The sequence below is a fragment of the Celeribacter marinus genome, from assembly GCF_001308265.1.
Lineage (GTDB): Bacteria > Pseudomonadota > Alphaproteobacteria > Rhodobacterales > Rhodobacteraceae > Celeribacter > Celeribacter marinus.
The window spans coordinates 2,197,146-2,214,410 of record NZ_CP012023.1; the positions used below are offsets into that span (position 1 = coordinate 2,197,146).

The 17,265-nt window shown below is 57.3% G+C and carries 16 protein-coding genes and 1 tRNA gene; 11 read left to right on the forward strand and 6 right to left on the reverse strand.

The window, feature by feature from the left end; translation table 11 throughout:
• The first annotated feature begins 111 nt into the window (after positions 1–111).
• Entirely contained in the window at positions 112–909 is a 798-nt protein-coding gene (locus tag IMCC12053_RS11005) for an IclR family transcriptional regulator domain-containing protein (RefSeq protein WP_062219020.1), read from the forward strand.
• A 58-nt stretch (positions 910–967) separates the two neighbouring features.
• On the opposite strand, the gene IMCC12053_RS11010 is transcribed toward IMCC12053_RS11005, so the two are convergent.
• From IMCC12053_RS11010 to lon, 3 genes are all read right to left on the reverse strand, one after another.
• Positions 968–1,042 (reverse strand) — tRNA-Val (locus tag IMCC12053_RS11010).
• 58 nt (positions 1,043–1,100) lie between these two features.
• Positions 1,101–1,544: an HU family DNA-binding protein gene (locus IMCC12053_RS11015; protein WP_062219022.1), complete on the reverse strand. Its 444-nt coding sequence runs from the start codon at positions 1,542–1,544 to the stop codon at positions 1,101–1,103.
• 241 nt (positions 1,545–1,785) lie between these two features.
• A complete protein-coding gene (gene lon, locus IMCC12053_RS11020) occupies positions 1,786–4,191 on the reverse strand; it encodes an endopeptidase La (RefSeq protein ID WP_062219024.1) in 2,406 nt (801 codons plus the stop codon).
• Positions 4,192–4,545: 354 nt separating this feature from the next.
• Between lon and IMCC12053_RS11025 the strand changes: the two genes are divergently transcribed.
• Together IMCC12053_RS11025 and IMCC12053_RS11030 are read left to right on the forward strand one after the other, a co-directional pair.
• The gene (locus IMCC12053_RS11025) at positions 4,546–4,743 is read left to right on the forward strand and encodes a hypothetical protein (RefSeq protein WP_062219027.1); all 198 of its coding nucleotides are present in this window, start codon (positions 4,546–4,548) and stop codon (positions 4,741–4,743) included.
• A gap of 18 nt (positions 4,744–4,761) precedes the next feature.
• The gene (locus tag IMCC12053_RS11030; protein WP_062219029.1) at positions 4,762–7,035 is read left to right on the forward strand and encodes a glycosyltransferase family 2 protein; all 2,274 of its coding nucleotides are present in this window, start codon (positions 4,762–4,764) and stop codon (positions 7,033–7,035) included.
• On the opposite strand, the gene tgt is transcribed toward IMCC12053_RS11030, so the two are convergent.
• Positions 7,032–8,162 carry a tRNA guanosine(34) transglycosylase Tgt gene (gene tgt, locus IMCC12053_RS11035; RefSeq protein WP_062219031.1) on the reverse strand — a complete coding sequence of 377 codons (1,131 nt, stop codon included), beginning with the start codon at positions 8,160–8,162 and terminating at the stop codon, positions 7,032–7,034. The genes IMCC12053_RS11030 and tgt overlap by 4 nt on opposite strands.
• Positions 8,163–8,315: 153 nt before the next feature.
• Between tgt and rimK the strand changes: the two genes are divergently transcribed.
• The 5 genes from rimK to tpiA all read left to right on the forward strand — a co-directional run bounded on the left by rimK (position 8,316) and on the right by tpiA (position 11,810).
• Positions 8,316–9,713, forward strand: coding sequence for a 30S ribosomal protein S6--L-glutamate ligase (rimK, locus tag IMCC12053_RS11040; protein WP_062219034.1), 1,398 nt, complete (start codon positions 8,316–8,318; stop codon positions 9,711–9,713).
• Between the two features lie 128 nt (positions 9,714–9,841).
• Positions 9,842–10,204, forward strand: coding sequence for an SUF system Fe-S cluster assembly protein (locus IMCC12053_RS11045; protein ID WP_062219037.1), 363 nt, complete (start codon positions 9,842–9,844; stop codon positions 10,202–10,204).
• Positions 10,205–10,277: 73 nt separating this feature from the next.
• Positions 10,278–10,649 carry a HesB/IscA family protein gene (locus IMCC12053_RS11050; protein ID WP_062219039.1) on the forward strand — a complete coding sequence of 124 codons (372 nt, stop codon included), beginning with the start codon at positions 10,278–10,280 and terminating at the stop codon, positions 10,647–10,649.
• A complete protein-coding gene (locus IMCC12053_RS11055) occupies positions 10,649–10,960 on the forward strand; it encodes a TfoX/Sxy family protein (protein WP_062219041.1) in 312 nt (103 codons plus the stop codon). The genes IMCC12053_RS11050 and IMCC12053_RS11055 overlap by 1 nt, the downstream gene beginning before the upstream one ends.
• Positions 10,961–11,063: 103 nt before the next feature.
• Entirely contained in the window at positions 11,064–11,810 is a 747-nt protein-coding gene (gene tpiA, locus IMCC12053_RS11060) for a triose-phosphate isomerase (RefSeq protein WP_062219043.1), read from the forward strand.
• A gap of 73 nt (positions 11,811–11,883) precedes the next feature.
• Here tpiA and IMCC12053_RS11065 read toward each other — a convergent pair whose 3' ends face one another.
• Positions 11,884–13,044: an FAD-dependent oxidoreductase gene (locus IMCC12053_RS11065; protein WP_062219045.1), complete on the reverse strand. Its 1,161-nt coding sequence runs from the start codon at positions 13,042–13,044 to the stop codon at positions 11,884–11,886.
• Between the two features lie 178 nt (positions 13,045–13,222).
• The gene (gene dksA / locus IMCC12053_RS11070) at positions 13,223–13,645 is read right to left on the reverse strand and encodes an RNA polymerase-binding protein DksA (protein ID WP_082389141.1); all 423 of its coding nucleotides are present in this window, start codon (positions 13,643–13,645) and stop codon (positions 13,223–13,225) included.
• Positions 13,646–13,842: 197 nt separating this feature from the next.
• Here dksA and IMCC12053_RS11075 point away from each other — a divergent pair, with 197 nt between their 5' ends.
• From IMCC12053_RS11075 to IMCC12053_RS11085, 3 genes are all read left to right on the forward strand, one after another.
• The gene (locus IMCC12053_RS11075; RefSeq protein ID WP_062219049.1) at positions 13,843–14,682 is read left to right on the forward strand and encodes an AAA family ATPase; all 840 of its coding nucleotides are present in this window, start codon (positions 13,843–13,845) and stop codon (positions 14,680–14,682) included.
• A 158-nt stretch (positions 14,683–14,840) separates the two neighbouring features.
• Positions 14,841–15,746: an AEC family transporter gene (locus IMCC12053_RS11080; RefSeq protein ID WP_062219051.1), complete on the forward strand. Its 906-nt coding sequence runs from the start codon at positions 14,841–14,843 to the stop codon at positions 15,744–15,746.
• Positions 15,747–15,841: 95 nt separating this feature from the next.
• On the forward strand, positions 15,842–17,248 hold the full coding sequence (locus IMCC12053_RS11085) for a DUF2927 domain-containing protein (RefSeq protein ID WP_062219052.1): 1,407 nt from the start codon (positions 15,842–15,844) through the stop codon (positions 17,246–17,248).
• The last annotated feature ends 17 nt before the right edge of the window (positions 17,249–17,265 follow it).

Sequence of the window (17,265 nt, forward strand, 5' to 3'; positions counted from 1 at the left end):
TGTCAGAATTTTATTATTGGTATTTCAGTATGTTAAGTGTAAATAGGATGAAATCCATCGAGCCGTTGAATTTTTTTCAAAACCACGTTCCGAAAAAAGAGGTGCCTGTAAGTGGCGAATTCAGAACATAAAACGGAAAACGTAGCCGCGGTTCTCAAGGTCTTTGCCGTCCTCGAATCACTGGTCGAAGATCGCCGCGCCTCGCTTGCCGATCTGGCCGGACGCGCGATGACGTCAAAGGCCACAGCCCACCGATTGCTCAACACGATGATCGAACTTGGATACGTTGAGCGTGACGAGGATACCGAACGCTACGGGCTCACACTGAAACTGTTTAGTCTCGGTGCGCGCTCCATTCAGGACCGCTCGGACCTTTTATGGGCGGCGGATCGGGTGATGGCAAAACTCTCGCGTCTGACAGGCGAGTCCATCAACCTAGGCGTGATGGACAACATCGAACAAAAAGTGGTCTACACCCACAAATACAACAGCCACTACACCCTCTCGATGCAGTCAACTTTGGGCAAACGCAACCCGCTACATTCCACATCTTTGGGCAAGGCTTTGTTGGCGTGGCGCGATCCAAAGGAAATCGCCGAACGTGTCGCAGCCATGTCATTTACCCCGTCCGCGCCGCAAACCATCACCGATAAAGACAAGTTTCTCGCGGACCTCGCGGCCACGAAAATACGCGGGTATGCTGAGGAAATCGAAGAGAGCGAAGCGGGGGTGCGGTGCATGGCCGTGCCAATTTTTGACCACCTTGGTCGCCCTATTGCAGCGATGTCGATCGCCTTCCCGCTCTTTCGTTTCAACGAGGACAAGAAAGACGAAATTGCAGAAATGATCATGGACTTGGGGCGCGAAGCCTCAGAGTCGCTCGGGTACGTAGAACGCGATCTTCCCTAACCTGTAGCGGTGGGGACATCTGGACCCTCACGCGGAAAAATGGTGGCACTCGGAAAAATGGTGGGTGATAAGAGATTTGAACTCCTGACATCTTCGATGTGAACGAAGCGCTCTACCACTGAGCTAATCACCCGCCGTGGCGCGGTTTCTAGCGCCACGGGTTTGGTGATGCAAGTCATAAACCCCAGAAATCAATCGTCCGTATCACCCTCGACTTCAGACGGCGTGTCTGGCATTTTTGAGGCCTCCACCATCAATTTTGATCGGCGAATTTTGGCAATCACCACATGCGCGTTGGGCGCTTCTTTGAGGCGGTTGATGGACACTTTGCCCAGTGGCGGCAAGTTCACGTTTTCGCCCCGCTGAAGCGCATCCCCCAACTCCATCAACACGGCGTCCACAATTTTCTTTGCGGTCCCGCGCTTGGCACCGGACGTCTCCGTCACGCGGTCCAGAAAATCCTTTTTGGCCAATTCCGTAACAACGGCAGGCACGGGAATGTCGACCGCGCTGGCGGCAACGACCGTGGGTTTTGCCGCCTTGGCCGCTGCCGATTTGGCAACAGCGGTTTTGGTAGCTGCGGTTTTTTTCGGCGCAGATGTGTCGGCGGGGGTCTTTGTCGGGCTCTTGGCCATGATCCATGTCTCACTAGAGAAAAACGATAGCTTCACTATAGAGCGCAACGCGCACAAACTAAAGGGTTTCCAACAAACCATAACTGCGCGCCGTAAATGGGACAAAAAAGCGCGCGTCTCACCGGAGCCACCCCGCCCAAAGTTGCACAAATCGAACATCGCGGTCCGCGCATTCGCTCAAAGTCCAAATAAAAAGGGCACCCAAACTGGATGCCCTTTCATTTTTCGAACATTTGCGGCGTTAGTGAGCAACCGCACCTTGCGCAGGGTTGCTTGACGTCACTTTGGCCAATCGTGCGGCCTCTTCGGCGGCGTCATCCCATTCCACAGGCTCGGGTTGACGCACTAGCGCCAATTTGAGCACTTCGGAGACGTGGCTCACGGGGATGATCTCCAATCCCGCTTTGACGTTCTCAGGAATATCCGCGAGGTCTTTGACGTTTTCCTCAGGGATCAGAACCGTGGTGATGCCACCGCGCAGTGCGGCGAGCAGTTTCTCCTTGAGGCCACCAATCGCCGTGGCATTGCCGCGCAGGCTAACCTCACCCGTCATCGCGATATCCTTGCGCACGGGAATTTGCGTGAGCACAGACACGATGGTTGTGACCATCGCCAGACCCGCAGAGGGGCCATCTTTTGGCGTTGCGCCATCGGGTACGTGGACGTGGATGTCCATCGTATCGAACAGCGGCGGCTTCACCCCGATAGAGGGCGCGATGGAGCGGACATAGGAGCTTGCCGCCTCGATGCTCTCTTTCATCACATCGCCCAGTTTGCCGGTGGTTTTCATCCGACCCTTGCCTGGCAATTTGAGCGCTTCGATCTGCAACAGATCGCCGCCAACGGAGGTATAGGCCAATCCGGTGACAACCCCGATTTGATCCTCTTTTTCAGCAAGACCATGCCGGAATTTCTTAACGCCGAGATACTCCTCCAGATTGAGGGCGGTAATCGCAACGCTTTCGAGCTGTTTCTTGACCAATTGGGTCACGGCCTTGCGCGCCATTTTGGCAAACTCGCGCTCAAGGGTGCGGACCCCCGCCTCGCGGGTGTAGTACCGGATCACATCCATCACGGCGTCATCGGCGATCGAAAACTCTTTCGCTTTCAGCCCGTGATTTTTAATCTGTTTCGGGATCAAGTGCTGTTTGGCGATCTCGAATTTCTCGTCCTCGGTGTAGCCCGACAGCGGAATGATCTCCATGCGGTCCAAGAGCGGGCCAGGCATGTTGTAGCTGTTCGATGTGGTCAAAAACATCACGTTGGAGAGGTCATATTCGACCTCCATATAGTGATCCACAAAAGTGGAGTTTTGTTCTGGATCAAGCACTTCGAGCATCGCAGACGCAGGATCGCCACGCATATCCTGACCCATCTTGTCGATCTCGTCGAGCAAGATAAGCGGGTTGGTGGTTTTGGCCTTTTTGAGTGCCTGAATGATCTTACCGGGCATGGAGCCAATGTAGGTGCGGCGGTGGCCGCGGATCTCGGACTCATCGCGCACGCCGCCCAAAGAGATGCGAATGAACTCGCGCCCCGTGGCCTTGGCGACCGATTTGCCCAAGCTTGTTTTACCCACACCAGGAGGCCCCACAAGGCACATGATCGGGCCTTTGAGTTTCTGGCTGCGCTGTTGCACTGCAAGGTATTCCACAATGCGTTCTTTGACTTTTTCCAACCCGTAGTGATCGGTATCAAGGATGCCCTCGGCGCGGTTCAGATCCTTTTTGATCCGCGACTTGGTGCCCCACGGGATCGACAACATCCAGTCAAGGTAGTTGCGCACCACGGTGGCCTCGGCCGACATCGGGCTCATGTTCTTGAGCTTTTTCAACTCCGCTTCGGCCTTTTCCTTGGCCTCTTTGGAGAACTTGGTCGCGGCAATCTTTGCCTCTAGCTCGGCGACTTCGCCCTCCCCCTCTTCGCCATCGCCAAGTTCCTTTTGAATGGCTTTCATTTGCTCATTCAAATAGTACTCGCGCTGCGTACGCTCCATCTGGGATTTAACGCGGGTTTTGATCTTTTTCTCGACATGCAGCACGGACATTTCGCCCTGCATCATGCCGTAGACCGCCTCGAGACGCTCCTCGATAGACAGCGTTTCGAGCAGTTTTTGCTTTTGCTCGACATCAACGCCCAAATGCCCCGAGACGAGATCGGCCAGTTTGGCGCTATCACGCGCCTCGGACACGGCCACCATCGCCTCTTCGGGGATGTTCTTTTTGATCTTGGCGTAGCGTTCGAATTCCTCGGCCACGGCGCGCACCAATGCGGTCACGGTGGCCTCATCGCCTTGCGTCTCTTCGAGAGGTTCAATCTTGGCGAGAAAAAACGGCTCATGCGCCTCGAAACTGGCGATTTTCACGCGCGTCTGACCCTCGACCAACACCTTGACCGTGCCATCGGGCAGCTTGAGCAATTGTAGCACATTGGCCAACACGCCGGTGCGGTAAATGGCGTCCGCCTCAGGGTCATCCAACGCGGGGTCCATCTGGGCGGACAGCAAGATTTGCTGATCGTTCGCCATCACCTCTTCGAGGGCCTTGACGGACTTGTCGCGCCCGACGAACAGCGGCACCACCATATGGGGAAAGACCACAATGTCACGAAGGGGAAGAACAGGGTACGTTTGAGTCTGCGCGTTCATTTTTATATCCTTAAATCTTGGCAAAAAGACCCGATCCCACTTCGGCGGCAATCTTGGATCTCTTCCGTCATTGTCTGCTATATCTGGGGGGCGAGCCTGATATTTCAACCATGACCAGTATCGAATTTGCAAAGAATTGTGCCTGTCCGCGCCGCCCTTCGCAAGGGCGTTTTCTGCTCAATTCTCAATGAATGCAGGTGATAAGGGGAATTGTGTGCAAACATGCGATGACCGCCAAACATTTGCGCACAAAGCACCATAAACCAATTGAAAACTAAAGTTGACGAAGTGTGATCTTTTGATCATTATGGACCCGCGCAGCGTGTGTTCCACGCCTGCTGTTTGGGGGTATCCATGTCATTTTTGTTTGCATTGCTGTCGCTTCTTCCCGCCTCATTTTTTACGTTTGAACCCGATCACGACACATCGGATGATGACGACGATGATCAGTTTCCGCGCTGGACAGGTCACGGACATAGCCAAAGCGGACACTTTGCGTGGCGCGGCTTTGGTCATTGGGGCGACGACGACGCGCACCACGAAAGCCTATAACCGCAGCGCGGTGGGCTTATGGACGCGTCTTTAAACCCGAGCCTGTTGGGGCCCTCAGTCTCCATCATTATCCCGTTTTACGATGAAACCGCGTTTTTGCACGCGGCCCTCGCATCCGTCAAAGCACAGCGTATCGACGATATCGAGATCATCGTCATCAATGACAATCCTGAGGTGTTCGATGCGCGCGATCTCGAGCGATTGACCGACGGTTTCGATGTCACAGTGGTGCATCACACGCAAAACAGCGGCCTATCGGCGGCGCGCAATAGCGGGCTGGCGATCGCACGTGGCACCTATATCGGGTTTCTTGACGCAGATGATTATTACACCACGCGCGGATTAGAACACCAATTGGCCTATGCCATGCAAACCCGCGCCGACATTGTGCACGCCTGTTGCTATCTGGGCCGTGCTGGCAGCGTTGAAACCCAAATCCTTCCCCGTGATCAACAGCTCCACATGACCCAACGCGTAACGCGGGGCCTAAGGGGCGGCGAAGAGGCGCAATTCATCGTGTCCTCATGGTCGAGCCTTTATAGCCGTGCCTTTTTGGATGAGTTCGATCTGACATTCGACACCGAGCAGCGCAAATTCGAGGACCGGTTGTTTGTTCTCGCCTGCGTCACGCGCGCCGGCTCCATCGCGTATTTGGGTGCGCCTGTGCGGGTTTGGCGGCGGCGCGCAGGATCAATTTCGACCACCTCGGAAGGGATCGATACCCATACCCTCCAAGTGCAGTTGATCGAGAAATGCATGGCCTTGGTGCGCGCACGTGTAGCGGAACGCACCTTGCCCAAACGGTATGAAAAGCGGGAACTGTTCAACACCGTCTCGCGATTGATTTGGGATATGGACATTATCGACGCGCTGGCCGATCCGCACGCTGATGAGGCCTATGTTGCGTTGGGGGCGCGGGTCGCCACCCTTTTGGGGGAGGATAGCTTTGGCAACTCGGTGTTTGACGATGCCATGGTGCGCCGCACATCGCGTGTCGGAATGCGCACAAAGCGTGGACACATTCGGCGTGTCGACTTTTTCGAGCTGCACAGCGCATTGCGCACGGGCAATTTCAGCGAAGCCCACCAGATCCTTGCGCGGCGCGCACCCCCCTCGGCGCCGCCTATGCCAGTCGCGCCCAAGTTTGCCGCCAAACGCCTTGTCATACATATCGGTCAGCACAAAACCGGATCGACCTATCTTCAGCATCAGTTGATTGCACATCACGCAACACTCAAAACCCACGGCATTTTAGTCCCGAAAACAGGGCTTGTGACAGACGATCATGATGACATGCGCCAAGGCGCGATGCCCGGTCATCAAGGACTGTTGGCGGCCTTGCGCAGCGGCGATGAACGCATTTGGGACGCGTTGTGGGACGAAATTCGCAGCGCTAAAACACATACCGTTTTTATATCATGTGAAAACATGAGCATGCCCACAGCGTATGAGCGCACGGCCATGATAGACGCGCTCATGCACAGATTTAGCGGCTTTGGCACCGTGGATGTGGTGGCCTTTCAACGCGACCCCACGCGCTATGCGGAATCGTTTTACCGCGAATGGGTGGCGGGCGGGCGGGCCATGGGCGCGCGCAGTTACGCTGAATTTCTCGTCGACTTCGGGACGGCCCTTTGCGATCTTCCCGCACAACTTGCCCCGTTTGAGGCGGCAACCGGACGGGCGGTTCAACTGGGCGATTTCGACGCCGCGCGCAACGGTGGCGGGATATGGCCCGCGTTTTGCGCACTTGCCGGATTACCCATAGATCCCGTGACGGAGTGTCCCGCGCAAGCTGCCCCGCGCTACACCAGCTTTAGCCGTGAAAGCACTGATTTTCTACGCTTGGTCAATATGTTGCAAGGCGATATTCACACTCGAAAACGCACCTTGCGCGGATACTTCGCAACCGCTCCCGATGGGGATCCGACACTGAGCGCCATTGCACCCGAGGCGCGTTTGGCGGTGCTGAACCAATGGATTGATCTGTCCGCGTCCTTTGCCGCCGCGCGCGGGTATAGCCCTGACACACAGGCGTGGCGCACGGCGCTGACCCAAGAGGCATGGACCCCGCCCGCCGGCGTCAGTCAGGCACAATTGGAGGCGTTGCTTGCGGCCAGTGCATCGGCCCTTCCATCTATCCCGACACCGATTGACCCAGTGCCTGTGCGCACCGAGATACCACGTGCGACAGCCAAGCGCCGCAGATACCGCATTCGCCCCCGCCCGTGGGTCTACAACGTGCTCGACTGGATCAAACAACGCCGCCCGTTTGGCGACAGGTCGCTCTAAACAGGCTCGATATCGCCAAGTGCGCGGGTATCGTGGAACTGTTTTTCCCACGCCGCAAACGTGCCCGCCGCAATGGCATCGCGCATCCCTTGCATGATCTCTTGGTAATAATGCAGGTTGTGCCACGTCAGCAGCATCCCCGAAATCATCTCGCCTGCGCGGAACACATGGTGCAGATAGGCGCGCGAATATTTGGAGCACGCCGGACAGGTGCAGGCCTCGTCCAGAGGACGCGGATCATCCGCGTGACGGGCGTTTTTGATATTGACCACACCACGGCGCGTGAATGCCTGACCCGTACGGCCAGAGCGCGAGGGCAACACGCAATCCATCATGTCGACGCCGCGTTTGACCGCGCCCACGATGTCGTCGGGTTTGCCCACGCCCATCAAATAGCGCGGCTTGTCTTGCGGCAATTGATCGGGCGCGTAGTCCAGACAATCGAACATCGCCTCTTGTCCCTCGCCCACGGCCAAACCGCCGATGGCGTAGCCCTCGAACCCGATTTTGGTCAGCGCCTCGGCGCTTTCGCCCCGCAAGTCTTGTTCCAAACCGCCTTGCTGAATGCCGAACAGCGCGTGACCCGGACGGTCGCCAAAGGCCTCGCGCGACCGCTCGGCCCACCGCATCGACAGGCGCATGCTTTCGGTGATCCGCGCACGGTCGGCGGGCAGTGCGGGGCATTCGTCGAACGCCATCACAATATCGGAGCCAAGCAAGCGCTGGATTTCCATCGACCGCTCGGGCGTCAATTCGTGCTTGGAGCCATCGATATGGGAGCGGAACGTCACGCCCTTTTCGGTCAGCTTGCGCAGCTCCGCGAGGCTCATCACCTGAAACCCGCCGCTGTCCGTCAGGATCGGCTTGTCCCAGTTCATGAACTTATGCAGCCCGCCCAGCCGGTCAATGCGTTCCGCCGTGGGGCGCAGCATGAGGTGGTAGGTATTGCCAAGCAAGATGTCGGCCCCCGTGGCCGCCACACTTTCGGGCATCATCGCCTTAACCGTTGCGGCCGTGCCCACGGGCATAAAGGCGGGCGTGCGAATGTCACCGCGCGGCGTGGAAATAACGCCCGTGCGGGCTTTGCCATCTGTGGCGGCGAGGGAAAATGAGAATCTTTGTGTCATGCGCCGTGCAATACCGCCAAATTGCCCCGTGGGCCAGAGGGGCGCATGCGTTCTCTTTTGAGATCTTCACACAAAGGACATAAAACTCTTGTCAGAATCCCTCAAAGGTGAAAATGGGGCGGCTTGGCTTCTCGCAAATGGAAAGATACGGATATGACGGACAAAGCTGCCTTTGCTTTGGGCTGGGAAGAATGGGCAAGCCTGCCCGATCTTGGCCTGCCCGCTCTCAAGGTTAAAGTTGACACCGGCGCACGCACATCTGCGCTACATGCCTTTGACATTGAGCCGTTTGGTCATGCATCTGCTCCCAAAGTCCGCTTTAACGTGCATCCCGTGCCTGGCCGCGAGGATATCACCATTTCGTGCTCCGCCGATGTTGTGGATCGCCGCGAAGTCACATCGTCGAATGGCGAGACCGAGTTGCGCTATGTCATCGCGGCAGACATTCAGATGGGCGGCACCATTTGGCCCATCGAAGTCACGCTTACAAACCGCATCAACATGGCCTACCGGATGCTGCTTGGCCGTCAGGCAATCACCGAGCAGATGGTTGTAACCCCGTCCGAGAGCTTTTGTCAGCCACAACTCGACAATAGCGTCTATTTCTCGTCGGCCATTCGCGACACAGGCACGGCGCGCGCGCTTCGCATTGCGGTGCTGTCGCGCGAACCCGACAGCTATTCCACCCGCCGCCTTGTCGAAGAGGGCGAAACACGCGGCCACGTGGTCGAGGTGATAGATACCACACGGTGTTACATGGCAATCAACGCGATGGCCCCCGAGATTTACTATGACGGGGCGCGCTTGCCCCGCTATGACGCCGTGATCCCGCGCATTGGCGCGTCCGTGACGTCCTATGGCACGGCCGTCATTCGCCAGTTCGAAACCATCGGGACGTTTTGCGTCAACGGCTCCAGTGGCATCACCCAGTCGCGCGACAAATTACAGGCGCATCAGGTGCTTGCGCGCTACCGCATTGGCATGCCGACAACCGCCTTTGCCGCCTCGCCCAAAGACACCGACAACCTGATTGCCTTGGCCGGTCAAGCACCGCTAATCGTTAAATTGTTGGAAAGCACACAAGGGCGCGGTGTGGTTCTGGCCGAGACAAAGAAAGCCGCGCAATCGGTGATCTCCGCGTTTCGCGGGCTCAAGGCCAACTTCCTCGTGCAGCATTTTGTCAAAGAAGCCTCCGGTGAGGATATCCGCTGTGTCGTCGTCGACGGCAAAGTCGTGGCCGCGATCAAACGCACCTCGTCGGGTGGTGATTTTCGCTCCAACCTACACTTGGGCGGCACCGCGACAGTTGCCAAGATCAGCAAAGCCGAGCGCGAGGCCGCCGTGCGCTCCGCCAAGGCCTTTGGCCTGCGTCTTGCGGGCGTTGATTTACTGCGCGCCGATGACGGGCCAAAGGTGCTCGAAGTGAACTCTTCCCCGGGTCTTGAGGGCGCGGAAAAGACAACGGGCAAGAACATCGCAGGCCTGCTTTACGATACAATCGAAAAACGTGTGCGCCCTGTACCGGCCCGTAAGGCACGAAAAACACAGTGAAAAATAATGGGCGCGGTGTGACAAAACGCGCGGCGTCCAAAAGGTCCAAAGGAATGCACCTACGCCTCTGGACCTCTGCCGCCTAAAAACCTATATCTTTGCTCAGGAATAACGCGAGAGCAGTAGATATGACCGACAGTGACAACCCCGTCGAAGGCACCCCCCTGATCAAACCCTCAAGCACGGATCACCCGTTGCATGAGGCCATAGTCGAGGCGTGCCGCACGGTGTATGACCCTGAAATTCCCGTGAACATCTATGACCTTGGCCTCGTCTATACGATTGAGATCAATGACGAAAACGAGGTCAGCGTGATCATGACGCTCACCGCCGCGGGCTGTCCCGTGGCCGGAGAAATGCCCGGATGGCTGGTCGATGCGATTGAGCCGGTGGCAGGTGTCAAACACGTCGAAGTGGACCTGACATGGGAGCCACCGTGGGGCATGGAAATGATGTCTGACGAGGCACGGTTGGAATTGGGCTTTATGTAATCCGTCTTGTGGGGCGTTGCCCCGCTTGAGATCATCCGCCGGAGACCCTAAGTTAAAGGCGAAGGAGAGATACATGTTTGGCATTCCCGGAAAGCAAGCGGTCAGCATAACTGACAAGGCCGCCATGCAAATCGCAAAACTGATGGAGAAAGACGGCTCCAAAGGGTTGCGCATTGGCGTCAAAAAGGGCGGCTGTGCGGGCATGGAATACACCATGGATTATGTGTCCGATATCGACCCGCTCGATGAGATCGTCGAACAAGCTGGCGCTCGGGTGATGATTGCGCCCATGGCACAGATGTTTTTGTTCGGCACCGAGATTGACTACGAAGTATCCCTTTTGGAAAGCGGCTTTAAATTCCGCAATCCCAATGTTGTGGATGCCTGCGGGTGTGGCGAAAGCATCAAGTTCGATGAAAATATCTCTGCGTTGTCCCTAAAATAATGGCGATCACGGACGAAGAGTTGGCCTTTGCGCTTGAACTGTTCGCCCCGCTTGGTGGGATCAGCAAACGCAAGATGATGGGCGGCGCGTCGATCTATTGTGACGGGCAAATCTTTGCGATCCTGTCCGCTGATGGCCGCGTGTTCATCAAAGCCAAAGACGCCCTCGCCGCCGAAATGGCTGCCGAAGGCGCTGAGAAATTCACCATGGAAGACGGGCGCGGCATGCATTACTGGACCCTGCCCGATAGTGCGCTGGATGATCCTGACGCCGCATGTATCTGGGGGCGCAAAGCGCTCGATGCGCTCTAAACCTCGCCCATAGTCCTTAACATTTCATAGCATCAAACCGTGCGGGCTTGACTGTCCGGCTGCGACTGCAATGATGCGACAAACCAATGAAAAGGAACGCGACATGGCACGCAAACTGGCCGCAGGAAACTGGAAAATGAACGGGCTACGGGCCTCTTTGGCTGAGGCCCGCGCGCTTGCGGATATGTTCCCCGCGCCAACCGTTGGTGTTTTATTGTGCCCACCCGCCACCTTGATCGCCCCCATGGCCGATATCCTCAAAGGCAGCAAAGTGCGCATAGGCGGGCAAGACTGCCACGCAAAACCATCAGGTGCGCATACCGGCGACATTTCGGCGGCGGCGTTGGTCGATGCGGGTGCAGACTATGTGATCCTTGGCCATTCCGAACGGCGCGCAGATCACGGTGAAACAGATCACACTGTGGCCGAGAAAACTCTGGCGGCATTTATGGCGGGACTTGCTCCGGTTGTATGTGTTGGCGAAACCTTGGCCCAACGCGAGGGGGGCGAGACATTGGACGTGATCCGCCACCAGTTGGCGGGTTCCCTGCCCGATGCGTGTGATCTTGATACACTCGTGATTGCCTATGAACCGGTTTGGGCGATTGGCACCGGCAAAGTGCCGACACTGGATCAAATTGCGGAGGTTCACAACGACATGCGTGCCACGCTTATCGCGCGGTTTGGGACGGGCGCGGAGGCGATCCCACTGCTCTATGGTGGATCGGTCAAACCATCGAATGCGGCGGAGATTTTCGCAACTTCCAACGTCGACGGCGCACTTGTGGGGGGCGCGTCTTTGAAAGCTGCTGATTTTGCGGGCATCGTCTCCGCGCTGCAAGACGCCTAAAACACACCGCGAAATCCAGTGATGACATTGAGAAAAGAAGGCCGCTCGGCCTTCTTTTTGCGTCTGGAGCCGCTTAGCCGACAGTCACATCGTGGTCATAGAGCCACGCGAACTTATCCACCATTGCCTTGCCGGCGATACGCCCTGCAATCCGTAGCCCCGTGTGGCCAACCATGCGCGCCGCCCCCTTGAGGTGGTAATTGCGGGCATTGGCATTGGCCGCCTCGATGACTTTGATAACCCGTGTGCGACGGCGCGCCTGATAGGCAGGAAGGGCCTGATCAAGCGGTAGTTTCCCCAAGCAATCCGCCAAAACCCATGCATCCTCAAGCGCCATATTGGCCCCCTGCGCCAAGAACGGCAATGTCGGGTGCGCGGCATCTCCGACCAATGCGGTGCGATCCGAATGCCATCGCGCCGCGACAGGATGACGAAACAACCCCCAGCGCGACACTGTTTCAACCCGCGACAACAATGCTTTGATTCCGGGGCAAAAGTTGGCAAAATGCGTCATCATCTCGGCGGGATCACCGGTATGATGCCACCCCTCGTCGGTCCAATCCGCGCGTTCCTCAACCGCAACGATGTTCATCATCGTCCCACCCCGAAGCGGATAGCTGACCACATGGCGCCCTGCCGCCACATGCACCATCGCCGCCGGATCCTCATCACCTAACGCAGGCACGGTGGCGCGCCACGCGGTCTGACCCGTGAAAAACGGCTTGGCTGGGCCGTTGAGCATAGGACGCACGATCGAATGCAACCCGTCCGCGCCGATCACAATACCATGGCGGGCGGTCGTCCCATCGGCAAATTCAACTGTTACCCCATCGCGGTCGCCATGAAGGGCAGTCACGGTATGCGACACCATCACACGCACATCGACATCGCACGCGCCCTGATGGAGCAGGTCGATCAAATCGGCGCGGTGAAAGAGCAAAAACGCGGCATCGGGTTTATGTTTGGCGAAATCGAGGTGGAGGATTTGCGCCCCCATGTATCCATCGATCAGCCGCACACCGGTCGAACGCATCGCATGTGCAGCGGGATCAAGACCCAAACCGCGCAAAACCGCCACACCATTGGGAGTGATTTGCAATCCTGCGCCCACTTCCGTAATCTCGGGAGCCTGTTCGTAGACGGTGACTTGCGCCCCGCGCAACGCTAAGGCCCGCGCAGTGGCCAATCCAGCAACACCCGCACCCAAGATCGCAATATTCTGACCGATTAACATCTTTGGGCCTCCTTGAGAACGGGCGTGGTGGTGGCAGACGTAGCGCGCCGCGTGCACGCCCGTCACAAACGAAAAACACCGAAGCCCCGCTCCGGTGTTTGTCACATATTTACGTAAAAGTCAGCTGGACGAATTGCCGCGAACCTCGAAATCATAGGCGGGCATCGCGCGTCCGGTCTTATGTATCGCGGTGCACTTTTTCGCGGCGCTCGTGGCGTTCTTGCGCCTCAAGGGTCATCGTCGCAATGGGACGTGCATCCAGACGTTTGAGCGAAATTTGCTCTCCGGTCTTTTCGCAATAGCCAAACTCGCCCTCGTCGATACGGCGCAACGCCGCCTCGATCTTGGTCACAAGTTTGCGCTGACGGTCACGGGTGCGAAGTTCCAACGCGCGGTCAGTCTCTTCTGAGGCGCGGTCGGCAACATCGGGAATATTGCGTGTGCCGTCTTGCAGACCCTCGATCGTGTGACGACCGTCATCCAGTAGGTCCAAACGCCATGCTTCGAGCTTACGGCGGAAATATTCCAGTTGGCGGTCATTCATAAATGGTTCGTCCTCAGCGGGACGATAGTCATCAGGCAGGAAAAGTTCGGCCTTCATCTTACTCACCTCTTTAACGTCAGAGACGGTCTCATCAAATGGATTTGTCATATCGCCGCCTCCTAATCGCCGCCCGTCTACTCTGTTTTGTTAAGGATGTCACTACATGATGTCCCTCCCATTGAACCTTTAGATAGCACTGGTATGATGAATGCTAAATTGGACCTCAAATCAAACTAGTAAGGCAGCCGTTCGCCATGAAATTCTCCACTACTGCCCACTATATTGCGCCTGCGGACCTCACCGTTGCCGTAAATGCCGCGATTGCACTTGAGCGCCCATTATTGGTTAAGGGCGAGCCTGGAACAGGCAAAACCGAACTGGCGCGACAAGTGGCCCAATCGCTTGGCATGCAGATGGTCGAATGGTCGATCAAGTCGACAACCCGCGCCCAGCAGGGCCTTTATGATTATGATGCCGTGTCGCGTTTGCGCGATAGCCAGTTGGGCGATCCACGGGTTGAAGATGTGTCCAACTACATCCGCAAGGGCAAGCTATGGCAGGCGTTCGAGAGTGACGAGCGGGTTGTGTTGCTGATCGATGAGATCGACAAAGCCGACATCGAGTTTCCCAACGATCTGTTACAAGAACTCGATAAGATGGAGTTTCACGTCTACGAGACGGGCGAAATGGTCCGCGCCAAACATCGTCCCGTGATCATCATCACCTCCAACAACGAGAAAGAATTGCCAGATGCGTTTTTGCGCCGCTGTTTCTTTCACTACATCCGCTTTCCTGACGAGGCGGTGATGCGTCAGATCGTCGATGTGCATTTCCCCCAGATCAAGGAACGGCTCTTGGCCACCGCCCTTACCCAGTTCTATGAGATCCGTGACACCCAAGGACTTAAGAAAAAGCCATCGACCTCCGAAGTGCTCGACTGGCTTAAACTGTTGTTGGCCGAGGATCTCACCCCCGAAGATCTCAAACGTGACGGGGTGAATGCCCTGCCCAAACTGCACGGTGCGCTGCTCAAGAACGAACAGGACGTTTCTTTGTTCGAGCGCCTTGCCTTTATGGCGCGGGGGCAAAGGTGATCTGCACAGCCCTTGATCACAATTGTTCACGGTGCGGTGGATGACACGGGCGTAGCATAGGTCTACCAAATAACAAACGATGGTAACGAGACAGCCCGCGACCGATAGTGCGGGATCGGCCCCAAGAGCCCCTGTATCAAATATGCGCGGAACACCTGATGCTTCATGTTCTCACTCACGACATTCTACCCGTGTTCTCCATGTTGGCTCTCGGGTTTGTGTTGGGGCGGCTGGGTAAGGTCAGTTTTGATGAGGCGCGCACGGTCAATCGTGTCGCCTTTATCGTGCTGCAACCTGCGTTGATCTTTCCGCTCATGGCCACACTGTCTATTGCGCAATTCGAACTGCGCACCATGGCCCTGTATGCCCTATGCCAAGCGGTATTATTCATTATCGGCTACCTTGTTGCGCGCCATGTGTTCAAACGCGACCACCTCGAGGCGTGGCTGTTGGGGATGGCGGTTATTTTCGTCAACTCGCTTTTGTATATCCTGCCCATATCGGTCTTGATCTATGGCGAAGGTGGCGCGACCCTACCCATCACGGCGATTGTGGCATGGGACACCGCGTTTTCCTTTGCGTTTTTCATTATCACAACGGATGTGATGGCGGGTGGGACGTCTGCCATTGCCTCGGCCAAACGCGTGGCCCTCAATCCTGTGCTTTTGGCCATCGTGATCGGGATCGCGGTGAATGTCTCGGGGATGGGAGTGCCAACCCCTCTGCTCACCGCGATGCATTTCGCGGGGCCGGCCGCTGCCCCGCTCACCTTGTTCGCGCTTGGGGTGATCCTGTCAGGGCATTCCGTTATTCCCTCTCCCACGGTGGCGGGCATATCGGCGCTCAAACTCATAGGTTTTCCCGCCTTGGTCTTTGGCGCACTGAGCGTCTTTCCCACACAGTCGGATCAATGGCACACGCTCTATGTGCTTGGGGCTGCGGGACCATCGGGGGCGATGGCCTTTTCTCTGGCCATGATCCACGGCATTCGCACCGATGCGATTGCGCCCGTGATCATCTGGACCTCGATCCTGTCCCTCTTCTCCCTCGCAGTTCTGGCCTAAGGATGCGGCATTTGGCGTCTTGAACCTGCTGGTCTTTGCCCTTGCAGGTTTCTACACTCCCTCAACGCTGCCGCAATTCCCCAACGAGGCCGAGCATGTCCCGATTGTCCACACTCACGCCTCCCCGCCATAGCGCCTACCGTGCCATTGGCGCGGGCCTTATGGCTCTGATCCTCGTGGGGTGTGGTGCGCCGGAGATGCGCCCCCAGCGCGATCAAGCCGTGAGCACACCCCTGCAGGTGAGCGCCGTTCACTCTGATTTGCCGCCGATGAAACGTTTCAACACCGCGCCTGTGACTGCACCCACCCGCTCAAATGTCCAAATGGCCCAAGATTTCATGGACCTGTCCTTTCGCTTGGAAACCGGTGCCACGCTGCCGGTATTCTCACGCTTTGAGGGACCACTGTCGGTCCGCGTCACTGGCGCGCAAGTCCCCCCGTCCCTTATCGCCGATTTAGGCGACTTGCTTGAGCGTCTCAAACGCGAAGCGGGGCTTGGCATCACATTGGTTGCTCGCACATCACCCGCCGCGATCACGATCGAACTGGTCCCTGCTGCGGCATTTCGCAGACGTGCGCCAAACACCGCGTGCATCGCCGCCCCCAATGTCTCGAGTTGGGCCGAATTTCGCACGGCCCGTCACGTGAGTTGGACCACGGTGACCACCCGCACACGTGCCGCGATATTCATCCCGACGGGCGGAGCACCACAAGAGATCCGCGACTGCCTCCACGAGGAACTGGCACAAGCACTCGGCCCGCTCAACGATCTGTTCCGCCTGCCCGATAGCGTGTTCAACGATGACAACTTTCATTCCGTTCTCACGGGCTTTGACATGTTGATGCTGCGGGCCACCTATGCGCCTGAACTGCGCTCAGGATTGACGCGCGCACAGGTTGCCGCCCTAATCACGCCCTTGCTCGACCGCCTCAACCCCTCGGGGCGCAGTGGCGGATTGGCCCGCTTGGATGACACGCCTGGCGACTGGATTACCCATATTACCCGTGCGATGGACGGCGGCGCGCTTTCATCGCGGCGTACCGCAGCCGCACGCGCCATGCTCATCGCGCAAAACCGTGGGTGGCGTGACACCCGCGCCGGGCTGTCCTACTACCTGTTTGGTCGCCTACAACAAGGACAAGACACGACGGCGGCGCGCACCGCATTGGCGCAAGCGCGCAGTCTCTTTGCAGGCACGTCACTCACTGAGGTTGCCGCCGCACATGCGACCTTGCAACTGGCCGCCGTCGACCTTGTTCGGGGTGACTATCCAACCGCGCTCGCACAGCTTGACCCCGCCATCGCCACCGCAACCCGTGCTCAAAACGCCGCTCTGCTGTCATCCTTGATGCTGACCAAGGCCGAGCTACTTTCACGCATGGGCAGAGCGGGCGAAGCGCGCGCCGTGCGGCTCGACAGTTTGGGATGGGCGCGCTATGGGTTCGGATCAGATCGTGACGTGAACGCGCACATCGCAGAAATTCAGGCCCTCGCCAGATAACACGAGATTCACACGCG

Excerpts from the sequence above, each read along its gene's own strand:
- IMCC12053_RS11015 (WP_062219022.1), bottom strand. The coding sequence starts at position 1,544 with ATGGCCAAGAGCCCGACAAAGACCCCCGCCGACACATCTGCGCCGAAA.
- lon (WP_062219024.1), bottom strand. The coding sequence starts at position 4,191 with ATGAACGCGCAGACTCAAACGTACCCTGTTCTTCCCCTTCGTGACATT.
- IMCC12053_RS11025 (WP_062219027.1), top strand. The coding sequence starts at position 4,546 with ATGTCATTTTTGTTTGCATTGCTGTCGCTTCTTCCCGCCTCATTTTTT.
- IMCC12053_RS11030 (WP_062219029.1), top strand. The coding sequence starts at position 4,762 with ATGGACGCGTCTTTAAACCCGAGCCTGTTGGGGCCCTCAGTCTCCATC.
- tgt (WP_062219031.1), bottom strand. The coding sequence starts at position 8,162 with ATGACACAAAGATTCTCATTTTCCCTCGCCGCCACAGATGGCAAAGCC.
- rimK (WP_062219034.1), top strand. The coding sequence starts at position 8,316 with ATGACGGACAAAGCTGCCTTTGCTTTGGGCTGGGAAGAATGGGCAAGC.
- IMCC12053_RS11045 (WP_062219037.1), top strand. The coding sequence starts at position 9,842 with ATGACCGACAGTGACAACCCCGTCGAAGGCACCCCCCTGATCAAACCC.
- IMCC12053_RS11050 (WP_062219039.1), top strand. The coding sequence starts at position 10,278 with ATGTTTGGCATTCCCGGAAAGCAAGCGGTCAGCATAACTGACAAGGCC.
- IMCC12053_RS11055 (WP_062219041.1), top strand. The coding sequence starts at position 10,649 with ATGGCGATCACGGACGAAGAGTTGGCCTTTGCGCTTGAACTGTTCGCC.
- tpiA (WP_062219043.1), top strand. The coding sequence starts at position 11,064 with ATGGCACGCAAACTGGCCGCAGGAAACTGGAAAATGAACGGGCTACGG.
- IMCC12053_RS11065 (WP_062219045.1), bottom strand. The coding sequence starts at position 13,044 with ATGTTAATCGGTCAGAATATTGCGATCTTGGGTGCGGGTGTTGCTGGA.
- dksA (WP_082389141.1), bottom strand. The coding sequence starts at position 13,645 with ATGAAGGCCGAACTTTTCCTGCCTGATGACTATCGTCCCGCTGAGGAC.
- IMCC12053_RS11075 (WP_062219049.1), top strand. The coding sequence starts at position 13,843 with ATGAAATTCTCCACTACTGCCCACTATATTGCGCCTGCGGACCTCACC.
- IMCC12053_RS11080 (WP_062219051.1), top strand. The coding sequence starts at position 14,841 with ATGCTTCATGTTCTCACTCACGACATTCTACCCGTGTTCTCCATGTTG.
- IMCC12053_RS11085 (WP_062219052.1), top strand. The coding sequence starts at position 15,842 with ATGTCCCGATTGTCCACACTCACGCCTCCCCGCCATAGCGCCTACCGT.